Genomic DNA, 13,146 nt, shown 5'->3' with positions numbered 1-13,146 from the left:
GAAGGCCTTGCACTTCGGTCTTCGGTCGACAACTCATCGACAGGTTGACCCCGTACCGTTGACGCATGGATCTTCGACTGCCCGGACTGAACGGGCTGCTTCGGAGGCCCCGGAGGCTCCTCGCCGCCGGGGCCGCCGTCGTCGTGCTCGCGGGCGCGGGGACGTGGACGGCCGTCGCGTCCGACGAGGTGCCCCCGGTCGACCGCTCCGACCGGGTCCTGGACACGGGGAACGGGGTGCGTATCGACACCTCGTTCTTCACCTCCGGCGGTGACGGCCGACGTCCCGCCGTGCTGCTCGGCCACGGCTTCGGCGGCAGCAAGAACGACGTACGGCAGCAGGCCGAGGATCTCGCCAGAGACGGCTACGCGGTGCTGACCTGGTCGGCGCGCGGCTTCGGCAAGTCCAACGGGAAGATCGGGCTGAACGACCCCGAGGGCGAGGTCGCCGACGCCTCCAAGCTCATCGACTGGCTCGCGAAGCAGCCCCAGGTCGAACTCGACAAGCCCGGCGACCCCCGCGTGGGCATGGCCGGCGCCTCCTACGGCGGCGCCATCGCGCTGCTGACGGCGGGACACGACGCCCGGGTGGACGCCATCGCCCCGGCCATCACGTACTGGAACCTCGCCGACGCGCTGTTCCCGAACGGCGTGTTCAAGAAGCTGTGGGCCGGCATCTTCGTCAACTCCGGCGGCGGCTGCGAGCGGTTCGAGCCCGCGCTGTGCCGGATGTACGAGCGGGTCGCCGAGTCGGGCGAGCCGGACGCCGAAGCCCGCAAGATGCTCGACGAGCGTTCGCCCTCCGCGGTCGGCAAGAACATCAAGGTGCCGACGCTGCTGATGCAGGGCCAGTCCGACTCCCTCTTCCCGCTCGGCCAGGCGGACCAGGCCGCGAAGGCGATCCGCGCGGGCGGCGCCCCCGTCGACGTCGACTGGATCTCGGGCGGCCACGACGGCGGCGACATGGAGACGAGCCGCGTCCAGGACCGAGTGCACAGCTGGTTCGACCGCTACCTGAAGGACGACAAGGGGGTCGACACCGGCCCCGCCTTCCGCGTCACCCGCACCCTCGGCCTCGGCTCCGGCGACGGCGAACCCCGCCTGACCGGCGTGACCTCGGACCGCTACCCCGGACTGGAGAGCAAGCAGCGCTCCATCGCCCTGGCCGGCCGCGAGCAGAGCTTCGACAACCCGCCCGGCGCCAGCCCGCCCGGCGTCTCAGCCCTGCCCGGCCTCGGCGGCGCCGGCGGCCTCAGCCAGCTCTCCTCGCTCGGCGTCGGGGTCTCCCTCGACTTCCCCGGCCAGTTCGCCGCGTTCGAGTCGGCCCCGTTCCGGGACGACGTCCAGATCACCGGCTCCCCGACGGCCACGGTCCACGTGAAGTCCACCAGCGACGACGCCGTGCTCTTCGCCAAGGTCTACGACGTCGGCCCGGGCCGCACCCAGCCGGTGCTGCCCTCCCAGCTGGTCACGCCCATCAGGGTCGAGGGCGCCAAGGCCGGCAAGGACGTCACCATCACCTTCCCGGCGATCGACCACGAGATCGACGACGGCCACCGGCTGCGCCTGGTCCTCGCCTCGACGGACCTCGGCTACGCCTCCCCGGCGACCCCGGCCACGTACAGCGTCTCCCTCAAGGGCGACTTGAAGGTCCCGTCGGCGCTCGGCGAGAGCAACGCGCAGGGCCCGCTGCCCGCCTGGGTGTGGTGGATGCCGCTCGCCGGCGCCGTGATCGCCCTGGCGCTGATCATCACGGGACGCCGCCGCACGGCCGCACCCGCCCCGCCGGACCCCGAACTCGCCGACGTGCCCCTCCAGATCACGGACCTGACCAAGCGGTACGCCAAGTCCTCCGACCGGTACGCCGTCAAGGACCTGTCCTTCCGCGTGGAGAAGGGCCAGGTGCTCGGCCTGCTCGGCCCGAACGGCGCCGGCAAGACCACGACCCTGCGCATGCTGATGGGCCTGATCAAGCCGGACGGCGGCGAGATCCGCGTCTTCGGCCACGCCATCAGCCCGGGCGCCCCGGTCCTGTCCCGGGTCGGCGCCTTCGTCGAGGGCGCGGGCTTCCTGCCGCACCTGTCCGGCCGGGAGAACCTGGAGCTGTACTGGCGCGCCACCGGCCGCCCGGCCGAGGACGCGCACATGGAGGAGGCCCTGGAGATCGCGGGCCTCGGCGACGCGCTCGCCCGCGCGGTGCGCACCTACTCCCAGGGCATGCGCCAGCGCCTGGCCATCGCCCAGGCCATGCTCGGCATGCCGGACCTGCTCATCCTCGACGAACCGACCAACGGCCTCGACCCGCCCCAGATCCGCGAGATGCGCGAGGTGATGATCCGCTACGCGGCGGCCGGGCGCACGGTCATCGTCTCCAGCCACCTCCTCGCGGAGGTCGAGCAGACCTGCACGCACCTGGTCGTGATGGACCACGGGCAGCTCGTCCAGGCGGGCCCGGTCGAGGACATCGTCGGCTCGGGCGACACGCTCCTGGTGGGCACGGCCACACCCGTGGACGAGCCCGTCGTCGAGAAGGTCGCCGCGCTGCCGGGCGTCGCCTCGGCCGTCCCCGTCGACGAGGGCCTCCTGGTCCAGCTCGACGCCGACGGCACCCCGCAGCGCCTGGTCGCCGAACTCGTACGGCTGGACGTGCCCGTGCGGTCGGTCGGCCCGCACCGCCGCCTGGAGGACGCCTTCCTCACTCTGATCGGAGCCGAAGCATGAGCAAGCTCGCCGACCGGGCCGAGCCCGTCGAGGTCGCCGAGGGCTACCGCGCGGGCCGCACCCTGCCGTTCCGCGTCGAGCTGGTCCGGCAGCTGAAGCGGCGCCGCACGATGGTCATGGGCGGTGTCCTGTTCGCCCTGCCGATCATCCTGCTCATCGCCTTCCAGGTCGGCGGCGACCCGGGCGGCAACAACAACCGCGTCAACCTGATGGACACGGCGACGGCCTCCGGAGCGAACTTCGCCGCCGTCAACCTCTTCTCCGCCGCAGGCTTCCTCCTCGTCATCCCGGTCGCCCTGTTCTGCGGCGACACGGTCGCCTCGGAGGCGAGCTGGTCGTCCCTGCGCTACCTGCTCGCGGCCCCCGTACCGCGGGCCCGGCTGCTGTGGTCCAAGCTCGCCGTCGGACTCAGCCTGAGCCTGGCCGCGCTGGTCCTGCTCCCGATCGTCGCCCTCGCCGTCGGCACGGCCGCCTACGGCTGGGGCCCGCTCGAGCTGCCCACCGGCGGCACCCTGCCCACCGGCACCGCCGCCGTGCGCATTCTGATCGTCGTCGCCTACATCATGGTGTCCCAACTGGTCACCGCGGCCCTCGCGTTCTGGCTGTCGACCCGGACGGACGCACCGCTCGGCGCGGTCGGCGGAGCGGTGTTCCTGACCATCATCGGCAGCGTCCTCGACGAGGTGACGGCCCTCGGCGACTGGCGGCACTTCCTGCCCGCGCACTGGCAGTACGCCTGGCTCGACGCCGTCCAGCCGCAGTTGCAGTGGACGGACATGATCCAGGGCACGTCGATTTCCGTAACGTACGCGCTCGTGCTGTTCGCCCTGGCCTTCCGCGGTTTCGCCCGCAAGGACGTCGTCTCCTAGGTCAACGGAAGATCACCCACCGGTCTCGAAGGCCGGTCCCCGTGGCCGCTTCGAGACGCTTCCGCAACCCCCCGTACCGCACGTTCCGGCCCCCCGCGCCGTCACAGTCGCAAGAAGGCGACGCCGACGGACCAAGGGGGCACGGACGATGAAGCCGTACGGGCGGTACCGGACACGCAGGCTGCTGCTGGCGCTCACGGCGGCGGGCGGGCTGCTGCTCACCGCGTGCAGCGGGGGAGACGACGGCAGCGAGGGCAGCAAGTCCGCCGACCGCGACATCTCGGGCCTGCCCGCGCCCACCCAGAGCCAGGGCACCAGCGAGCAGGACGATCGCCGAGAAGATCCCGACCACCTCTCCACGTTCGCCCTCGACGTCGACACCGCCTCCTACGACTACGCCCGCCGCGCCCTGGCCGACGGCAGGCTCCCCGACCCCTCGACGGTCCGCCCCGAGGAGTTCGTCAACAGCTTCCGTCAGGACTACGAACGCCCCGACGGCGACGGCTTCTCGGTCACCGTCGACGGCGCCCGCACCGCCGACGAGGACTGGTCCCTGGTCCGCGTGGGCCTGGCCACCCGCACCACGGAACGCACCGGCGAACGCCCGCCCGCCGCCCTCACCTTCGTCATCGACGTCTCGGGCTCCATGGCCGAAGCGGGCCGCCTGGACCTCGCCCAGGAGTCCCTGTCCGTGATGACGGACCGGCTGCGCGACGACGACTCGGTCGCGATCGTCGCCTTCAGCGACGAGGCCGAGACCGTGCTCCCCATGACCCGCCTCGACGGCAACCGCGACGAGATCCACGACGTCATCTCCGAGCTGGACATCCGCGACTCCACCAACCTCGGCGCGGGCGTCGAGACCGGCTACGAGACGGCCGTCGAGGGCCTGCGCGAGGGCGCGACCAACCGGGTCGTCCTCGTCTCCGACGCCCTCGCCAACACCGGCGACACCGACGCCGACACGATCCTGGAGCGGATCTCCGGCGAGCGCCGCGAGCACGGCATCACCCTCTTCGGCGTCGGCGTCGGCAGCGACTACGGCGACGCCCTGATGGAACGCCTCGCCGACAAGGGCGACGGCCACACCGTCTACGTGTCCGACGAGGACGAGGCCCGCAAGGTGTTCTGCGAGGAACTCCCGCGCAACATCGACCTCACCGCCCGCGACGCCAAGGCCCAGGTCGCCTTCGACCCCGAGACCGTCGAGGAGTTCCGCCTGGTCGGCTACGACAACCGCCGCGTAGCCGACGAGGACTTCCGCGACGACCGCGTCGACGGCGGCGAGGTCGGCCCCGGCCACACCGTCACCGCCCTGTACGCCGTCCGCACCGAGCCCGGCGCCGAGGGCCACCTCGCCACCGCCACCGTCCGCTGGCTCGACCCCGACACCCGCGCCCCGCACGAGAAGACCGGCGACCTGGAGACCGACGCCCTCGACGACTCCGTCCGGAGCGCGAACCGCTCCTTCCAGGTCACCGCGACGGCCGCCTACTTCGCCGACGCCCTGCGCCATGACGACCCCTTGCTGCCGGGCGCCCCCAGGCTCGAAGAACTCGCCGGGCACGCCGACGACTTGGCGGACCGCACGCAGGACACGGAAATACACCGCCTCGCGGAGGCGATCGACACGGCGAGGCGCCTGAAGCGCACCGACCGAGAATGAACGTTCATATTGTTGGGCGATTTTCAGAACTCATGGGAATGCAGAGCTCGGTATCGAGCACTTCAGAGGAAATTCGCCAGGGTACGCCACCCCTTCCGCGTAATTGAGAAATCCATCATCATGAACGGGCCGGGCCTGACCAGCCTGGGTGGCACGGGGGGAAACGCCGTTTCCAATGGATCCGGAGGGACCTCATGCGAACCATCGGGAGGCAGGCCACGGAGTGGCTCGCCGCCGCCGCGACCGATCCGCGCGACTGCAAACGGCAGTGGCACGAAGAAAGCGGCGTCGCAGTGCTGGACTGCGGACGGTTCTGGGATGTGCTGAGTGTGCCGGAGGAATTGGGTGCACTGGCCCTGAGTGCCCTCTTACGCATCCCGCAGGCGCCCGGCCCCGTACTGGCGGACGTAGTCGCCCGCAGAGTGGGCTTCTTCCTGCCACCGGATCCCGCAGGCCGCTGGGTCGGCACGGATGTCCGATACCTGGGCCATGGCGCATGGGTCGCGGTACCCGCGCCGCACCGGGCCTCAGGGCGTCTCCGCTGGCTGGTTCCTCCCGACGGTGCGGGAACGCTGTTTGTTCCCACAGCCGTGGAAGCGGCTCTCCAGCAGGCCCTGGGCACCCTCGCGGCGCGGGCCGCCCCGCGGCGGCGGTGTCCGGTGTGTGGAACACGGACCGTTGGAACCCGTCTTCGTAGTGGTGGCCGGTCCAGATGACAACCACGGGTCCGGTCGCCGCCACCGACGCCGCACAGTGGAGGCGACGGCGCCGGGATGCGGCCCACCTTCGGCGTGGGGGCACCAAGTCGGCAGGGCGTCCCTGGGGCAGGCAGACGGCGGATTCCCACCAGCATTGCGGGGATTACACTATGCGTGTGGCGCTGGTTGGTCCCGCGTTCGCGGCGGAGGCTTCTTGAGAGCGCAATTCACGTTTCGGTCAATGCCCGTGTGCAGTCGGGTGGTACGGCCCCCCGGGGCATGACCCGCATCGGAGAAAGAACGTTTTCCTCGTTCGCGGACACGGTTTATCGGACAAGTAATGTGCCCCCGCCGTGGGCCTACCGTGCACAAGCTCGTCAGGGTACGAGTCTGAGGAGCCTGTTGGGTGAACCGGTTCCGATGTTGCTCAGGGCTCCGGTCGTGGCCCCGTTGACGAGCGCGCCGCGCACGGTCGCCGGACTGGCGGTGGGGTGCGAGGTGAGGTAGACGGCCGCGGCTCCCGCGACATGGGGGGCCGCCATCGAGGTGCCGGAGAGCGTGGCCGACGCGGTGTCGCTGGTGTGCCAGCCGGCGGTGATCGACGAGCCGGGGGCGAACATGTCGAGCATGAAGCCGTAGTTGGAGAAACTGGACCTTTCGTCAATCCAGGTGCTGGCTCCCACGGTGAGGGCAGGGCCCACCCGGGCAGGTGAGTAGTAGGCGGCATTCGCGTTGGAGTTGCCGGCGGCCACCGCATAGGTGACACCGGAGGCGATGGAGTTCCTCACCGCGGTGTCCAGCGCCGCGCTGGCGCCGGCGCCCAGCGACATGTTGGCGACCGCGGGCCCGACGCGGCGCGAGGTGACCCAGTCGACGCCCGCGACGACGTTGGCGAGGGTGCCGGCCCCAGTGTTGTTCAGCACCCGAACCGACACGATCCTGGTGCGTTTGGCCACGCCGTACGTTCTGCCGGCGACCGTGGTGGCGACGTGCGTTCCGTGACCGTTGCCGTCGGATGCGTTGGCATCACGGTCGACAAAGTCATAGCCGTGTCTGGCGCGCCCGGCGATCTCCGTGTGAGTGATGCGCACTCCGGTGTCGATCACGTACACGGTCGCGGAACCGCCCGCCGTATCCGGATAGGTGTACGTCAGGTTGCGCTGAGGGCGGACCTGGTCGATCCGGTCCAGGTTCCACGGCGGGTTGATCTGGGTTGCGTCGAGGTGGACCTTCTTGTCCTGTTCGACGAACTCGACGGCCGGGTCCTCCGCCAGACTCCTCGCTCCGGAGGCGCCGATACGGATCGCGTAGCCATTGAGCGCGGCGTCGTATGTCTGCTCCACCGTGGCGCCGTACTTGGACGCGAAGTGTTCTCCTTCCGCCGATTTCGCCCTGAACCCGGCGGCCTCCTTCAGGACGACGATGTAGCTGCCGTCGATGGAGTCGGCGGAACCCTCGTCCAGAATCCTTCCGGTGGCCGCATCGGCATGGGCGGGCAGGGCGGTACCGCACCCGATCGCGGCGGTCGCGGCCGTCGCGACGATCGCCGCGACGATCCGCCGACGGGCGGTGAACTTCTCTCGCATCCTGAAGAACCTTCCTCGGGGGACCTATGACGCCGCTCGCTAAAGCTGCTGATCATATGATGACCAGACGGTTCATCACGGAACTGCACCGTCAGCACTTTTCACCCTGAATGCGCACCAAAATCCACGTACCGGTGAATTCTCCGCGTGTATGCAGACGACACGCATCAGGGCGCGGACGGTGCCCGTTGTCCCCTTCCGGGGCGCCGCCTCAAGTGGTGGCAGCAGCGGCACAAGGTCCAGACGGTCACGAGGTGACGGCGGCGTAGGCGGCCGAAATCGACGCAGTGTAACGGAAGCTGACGCTCCCGTAAGGCGGACGCTGGGGCGCGAACCACGGTCCCCCCGAGTGGCGGATGGGGTCATCAGATGGAAGCGCGCCGTGTTGCGGGCATCGTGCGAAGCATGGTCACATCTACCCCGAATGGCGCTTAAGAGAGATTTGGGCGCCGCGATTGAAAGGCCGGCCGCCCAAAGGGCGGTCGGCACGATTGACACCCTGGAGAACCAATGCCTCATCGCATGCTCCGTTCGGCGGCCACCGTGTTGCTGGCCTCCGCACCGATCGTCGCCGCCGCGCCCGCGCAGGCCGCTGCCCAGCAGAACTTCCCCTGCGGCGTCAACCTCAGCACGGTGAGCAGCCAGCTGACCACCACGGTCAGCATCGGCGTCACCTGTGACCAGGAGCGGACTGTGAGTGTGCACATCACCGATGGCGACGGCAGTGTGCGTTTGAGCGCCCAGAAGACCGTTGAGGCCGGTGTCGAAGGGACCTTCACCGCCACCTTGCCCAGAACGACCGGGGTCTGCGCCACGCTGGAGACCGACGGTGCGAGCACCCAGATCGGCGACTGCTGACGGCACTCCCTCGCCGGCAGCAGTCTGATGGATACGGTCGCCGCCCATTCCGTGATCCGCAGGGTCCGGATGGACGGCGGCCACCGCCGGCACATCGCCGGTCATGCCCCGGCATCGGTACGGACCTGGAAGCGGAGCCGAACTCGGCACGTGTCACAAGGCCATCACCGCCGAAGTCGCCCCTCCTGCAGTGGCCGCAGCGTCTGCGGCGCCCCGGCCCCGCTCTGCAGTTGAGCTCAAGACCTCGCACGTGGCCCGCGAGCAGATGGATGCCCGGCGTCGTCTCGGTCGGGGGCTCGCTCAGCACCCTGTGGACTTGGCGCCGTGCTGTATGAGTAGGGCTCTCGGCCTGAAGAGCACCCGAAGAGCACCAGTGTGACGACGCGGCACCGTCTCCGCTGCCGTACACGTCCGCCGGCACCCTCTCGACCGGCCCCTCCTCCTCCCGCGCCGGGCAGGCGGTTGCGGATTTGTTGGCGGCGCGTCCGCGAACGCTGAGAAGCACCGTGGAGCGGCCCGTTCTCCCGGTCGGATCGTGCTTCTCCCAGCCGGCATGGCCGGTGCTCTCGCGGTCCAACGCGGACTCCAGCACTCGCTTGGTGCAGGCCACTGTTCGTCCTTCCGGCTGCGATCTTCTCCTCGTCGCGCTCGGTGACCCTGCGGGACGGGGCCTGCACGCTCCAGCCGATGCGGTGCAGCAGCAGATCCAGCCCGCCCATGACGCGCTCGACGCCGAACCGGTGGCGCACGACGTCGACGATCCTCGCCAGAATCCAGCACCGGCCGCCCGCCGACGACGGACGGGCTGACAGCCAACGCCGTTCCTGGCAGACACAGTTCACTCGCACCGAGCTTGCTGCGGGCACCGCAGGGCCACGACCGTCGGGATACCTCATCCCGCCGCACAGCGCAGCCCACGCAAGCCATCGCGGCCCCACATGACCCGTGTCCTCGAAGATCTCCAGTGGCCTTCGTGCAGGCCGCGGAGAGCCGTTGCTGGGCACGCGAAGGAATCGACAGCTACAGCGCTGCTCCCGCCGCCCAAAGCGTCTGCCGGTCCACGGAGACGCAAGACGGACGTGCTCGAGCCATCTCTGCGCGGCTGGTGAGGCCCTGGCCACCGAGCAGGTCATCCAGCTCTGAAGCCATCGGCAACGCGAGGCGCTGCGCGTGCTGTTGTCCACGCCGGAATGACCTCCTTGCCGAACTGCGCCGTCTGGGCCGACCGCAGCGGATCACGCGCTGTGCCGGCCTCCGCCACCCCGCCGCCGTCGGGCGGACACCGCATGACTACCCGCTCTGCGTTCTACTGCCCAGCGCATCCGGCACCTCCAGGCCCAGGCGACGGGTTGAGAACGAACCTCCTCCACTCAGCCGGAACTGACTGCCTTGCTGACGGGGGGATTTGGCCTTGTCGGAGCACCACGGACACCCGGCCTCGCCGACGGCGATTCGGTGCAGCTCGAGGCACCTCGGGCCGATGCCGGGAACACGGCCGAAGGCCTCCCCATCGAGCGTGCATTCGGTCGGTGGTTCGAAATGAAACGGTGATTCAACTCTGTTGCGCAACCGGTGTGTCGTTACTCCGTCGCTCCATGGATAAGGCATGACCTGGGTATCTCGCACTTCATATTACCTGCCCCCGGAGGGCCATGTGGATGAAGTTCCGGAGCCACAGGCCTTCCAAGTGGTGCCCGCTTCCGCGTTGAGGCAATATCTGTTTCGTTCTTCCAACCGGGAAGAGACAGAACGGAGATATCAAATGCGCAAGACCATGAAGCGGGGTGCTGCGGGGACCCTCGCGGCGGTGGCCCTCCTCGCGGGTTCCGCCTCTGCTGCCAGCGCCGTCGAGGACGTGCCGGTGAGCGACGAGCCGGGCATCGTCATTGTCAACGAGAACAACAACGACAATGACAACACGAACACCAACGACAACGACGCCACCGCCAGCGCTGTCATCACCCTGGAGGCCCCCCTGCCGGCTCCGGCTCCGGCGGCTGCGGCTGCGGCCCCGGCGGCCGCCGCTCCCCAGCAGGCCGTCGCGCCCACCCTCCTGGGCGTCCTCGGCCTCTGATATGGCTGAGCCCTAGGGGGCCGGCTTGCGATCGTTCGATTCCAGGTCAGGCGGTCACCCGATTCTCTTGGGGGTCCTGACCCGACCTGGAAGCGTCTTTCCCTGGCGGGCGGATGAGGGGACAACCTCATCCGCCGAGGGAGAGGCGCTCCACTTGAGCGGCCGCAACTACGGCGAATGCGCGGCATCGAGCCGCGCATTTCGCTGCTCGGCGGTTTCCGGGGTAGTGACGGGGTGGGCTGAACTGGCCGACCGCCTATGGCGGTCGGCCCTTTTGGTACCCAGGAGGGCAGGTACAGGATCTGAGTCGGAGCAACAGGTTCGTGACCTCGCCCACTGGGGGCGATGTTGTGCGCGGCCCGGCTGTCAGGTGTGGGACCTTCCCGCCGGGGTCCGCTGCTGATCGGTTTACCTCTCTGGCTCGTCGGTCATTGCTCCTTGGGCGGCCGACTAGATGTGGTCTGCGCACTCGGTAATCACCATCACCTGTAGTACAGGGCCATATGGATGAACTTCGTGCCCTTGGGTGATTCCAAGTTGTGTGACCTTCGGTGTCGCGGCAGTATCGGTTCCGTTCTTCCAGTGGGGAAGAATCAGAATGGAGATTCAAATGCGCAAGAGCATGAAGCTGGGCGCTGCGTCGGCCCTCGCCGCGGTGGCCCTTCTCGCGGGTTCCGCCTCGGCTGCCAGCGCCTCCTGCTGGGACGGGGACAACGACGACAGCGTTGACAACATCATCATCGTCAACGAGAACAACAACTCCAACTCCAACTCCAACACCAACACCAACACGGCCACGGCCACGGTCGAGGTCACGCTCTGAACGGCCTGAGTCCTTCTGGGCCCTGGCGGCTTTGATCGTTCGGCTGCAGGTCGGCGCGGTCAGAGCCTTTGCCGTCGATCCCTTTGGGATTAGGGCCCGACTGAAAGCGTCTTTCCCTACGGGCGGATGAAGTGGCATCCTGATCCGCCGCGAGGGAGAGACGCTTTCCGTTTCGCAGCTATTGATCAACGTGACGTCACGTCACCGGTGATATGACAGTCGCTGATGAGCCGGCGCCATGTCGGCTGCGGCCATCCATTCCGATGGCCGCTCTTTCTTTTCCGTGGCCGGTGGGCTCGGCTAACGGGTTCGAACTTAGGCGTCGTTTCAGTTGGTGAGTCGGCGGTAGGCGATGAGGGCTGCGGCTATGCCGACGAAGGCCAGGAAGTGCTCGGCCTTGCGTTCGTAGCGGCGGTGCAGGCGGCGGCATCCGGCCAGCCAGGACACCGTGCGTTCGACGACCCAGCGGTGTCGGCCGAGCCGTGTGGTTATGCGCGCTGGGTGGCGCAGATGGTGAAGCCGTCCCGAGTATCGTCTGATCAGTGCAATTCGCATCAGTCGCCGTACAGGGCCGTTCGGATTAAATTCAATGACTGCTCGCCCGGAAGAGTGTCACCTACTTGATGGGGGGTTTCCTGCCGATGCAGTATCAGTTACACCCAGAGAGGTGCGAGTAGCATCCAGCCTCGGAGGGGATATGACTGATACGATTATCTTGCCGCGTTGTCCGGTGACAGGTAAAGCGTCGTTCCGTACCGAATCCGAGGCGAGGCTCTGGCTGATCAAGCAGCCGTTGTTGGAGAAAATCCCCGACCGCATCTACCGGTGCTCGGACTGTCGATACTGGCACTTCACCGGTTCTCATTACTGGACCAGCCGGAAGATCCAGCGGAGGCGGAACTACGGGAGGCGAGAAGCCATCCCAGGTCGCAGCCGCAAGAAGAGAAGGAATCGCTGACGCGATGTGTGTGATCTGATGCACGCGATCCCGCGCGATTCCGGCCTGTGGTTTCCCCTTTTCTTCGAACAGGAAGACGACTAGATTGCGAAAGAACCTGAGTAGGGGAATGGTCGTGGCTGCCGCCGCGACGAGCATCCTGCCCCTGTACGGCATCACGGCGTTCGCGGACTCGCACGCCGACATGTCCGTCAGCGTCTCTGACAAGTCCAGCGACATGAGTGCCGCGACCGCCACGCCCGTCGGGAGCTCCTTCACCAGCGGCCCGAACCCGCGCGGATCGTCAGCCATTCCGCACGTCGCTGCCCAGAGCGAGGACCGCGGGCCCGGGGGCCTTGACGACAGCACCGATCGCGTCGATGTCGATGTGCCCGGTTCCGTCAGTGACAGTGGGTACGGCGACAGTGCCCCCAGTAGCGCCCCCAGTAGTGACAGCGGGTACGGCGACGAGGTCGGGGCCGAGGCCGACAGTGGTGAGGCCACCGGCTCCGGTGAGGCCGCCGACAGTGGTGAGGCCACTGGCTCCGGTGAGGCCGCCGACAGTGGTGAGGCCACTGGCTCCGGTGAGGCCGCCGACAGTGGTGAGGCCACTGGCTCCGGTGAGGCCGCCGACAGTGGTGAGGCCACCGGCAGTGAGGTCACCAGCTCCGGTCGGGACGGTGGCTACGGCGAGAATGCGGGCAGTGATGAGGATGCCGGCTCGGGTCATGACGATAGCTACGGTGAGGACGCCGACTCGGGTAACGACAGCGGTTACGGCAAGGACGGCGGTTACGGCAAGGACGGCGGTTACGGCAAGGACGGCGGTTACGGCAAGGACGGCGGTTACGGCAAGGACGGCGGTTACGGCAAGGACGGCGGTTACGGCAAGGACGGCGGTTACGGCAAGGACGG

9 protein-coding genes and 2 pseudogenes are annotated in these 13,146 nt (G+C 68.4%); 8 read left to right on the top strand and 3 right to left on the bottom strand.

Annotation, left to right across the window (positions count from 1 at the left end; translation table 11 throughout):
• Positions 1-65: 65 nt before the first annotated feature.
• The 4 genes from QC385_RS38585 (at position 66) to QC385_RS44405 (ending at position 5,971) form a co-directional block, all read left to right on the top strand.
• Entirely contained in the window at positions 66-2,720 is a 2,655-nt protein-coding gene (locus QC385_RS38585; protein WP_279546073.1) for a CocE/NonD family hydrolase, read from the top strand.
• Positions 2,717-3,589, top strand: coding sequence for an ABC transporter permease (locus QC385_RS38580; RefSeq protein ID WP_279546072.1), 873 nt, complete (start codon positions 2,717-2,719; stop codon positions 3,587-3,589). The genes QC385_RS38585 and QC385_RS38580 overlap by 4 nt, the downstream gene beginning before the upstream one ends.
• A 148-nt stretch (positions 3,590-3,737) precedes the next feature.
• Positions 3,738-5,255 (top strand): vWA domain-containing protein, encoded by a 1,518-nt coding sequence (locus tag QC385_RS38575; protein ID WP_279546071.1) that lies wholly within the window; start codon positions 3,738-3,740, stop codon positions 5,253-5,255.
• 194 nt (positions 5,256-5,449) lie between these two features.
• Complete coding sequence (locus QC385_RS44405) at positions 5,450-5,971, top strand: bifunctional DNA primase/polymerase (RefSeq protein WP_279546070.1); 522 nt, start codon at positions 5,450-5,452, stop codon at positions 5,969-5,971.
• 359 nt (positions 5,972-6,330) lie between these two features.
• Here QC385_RS44405 and QC385_RS38565 read toward each other — a convergent pair whose 3' ends face one another.
• The gene (locus QC385_RS38565) at positions 6,331-7,539 is read right to left on the bottom strand and encodes a S8 family peptidase (RefSeq protein WP_279546069.1); all 1,209 of its coding nucleotides are present in this window, start codon (positions 7,537-7,539) and stop codon (positions 6,331-6,333) included.
• 522 nt (positions 7,540-8,061) lie between these two features.
• On the opposite strand from QC385_RS38565, the gene QC385_RS38560 reads away from it, so the two are divergent.
• Positions 8,062-8,397: a hypothetical protein gene (locus QC385_RS38560; protein WP_279546068.1), complete on the top strand. Its 336-nt coding sequence runs from the start codon at positions 8,062-8,064 to the stop codon at positions 8,395-8,397.
• 603 nt (positions 8,398-9,000) lie between these two features.
• Here the strand turns inward: QC385_RS38560 and QC385_RS44400 are convergent.
• A pseudogene (locus tag QC385_RS44400) lies at positions 9,001-9,270 on the bottom strand (helix-turn-helix domain-containing protein); the annotation flags it as partial.
• An 889-nt stretch (positions 9,271-10,159) separates the two neighbouring features.
• Between QC385_RS44400 and QC385_RS38550 the strand changes: the two are divergent.
• Both QC385_RS38550 and QC385_RS38545 read left to right on the top strand, forming a co-directional pair.
• On the top strand, positions 10,160-10,471 hold the full coding sequence (locus QC385_RS38550; protein WP_279546066.1) for a hypothetical protein: 312 nt from the start codon (positions 10,160-10,162) through the stop codon (positions 10,469-10,471).
• A 610-nt stretch (positions 10,472-11,081) separates the two neighbouring features.
• Positions 11,082-11,294: a hypothetical protein gene (locus tag QC385_RS38545; protein WP_279546065.1), complete on the top strand. Its 213-nt coding sequence runs from the start codon at positions 11,082-11,084 to the stop codon at positions 11,292-11,294.
• 327 nt (positions 11,295-11,621) lie between these two features.
• Here QC385_RS38545 and QC385_RS38540 read toward each other — a convergent pair whose 3' ends face one another.
• On the bottom strand, positions 11,622-11,849 hold the full coding sequence (locus tag QC385_RS38540; protein WP_279546064.1) for a transposase: 228 nt from the start codon (positions 11,847-11,849) through the stop codon (positions 11,622-11,624).
• 518 nt (positions 11,850-12,367) lie between these two features.
• Between QC385_RS38540 and QC385_RS38535 the strand changes: the two are divergent.
• A pseudogene (locus tag QC385_RS38535) lies at positions 12,368-13,146 on the top strand (hypothetical protein); the annotation flags it as partial.

The sequence above is a fragment of the Streptomyces sp. DH10 genome, assembly GCF_029813805.1.
Taxonomy (GTDB): Bacteria; Actinomycetota; Actinomycetes; order Streptomycetales; family Streptomycetaceae; genus Streptomyces; species Streptomyces coeruleofuscus.
This window is presented reverse-complemented; position numbering and strand designations above follow the sequence as displayed.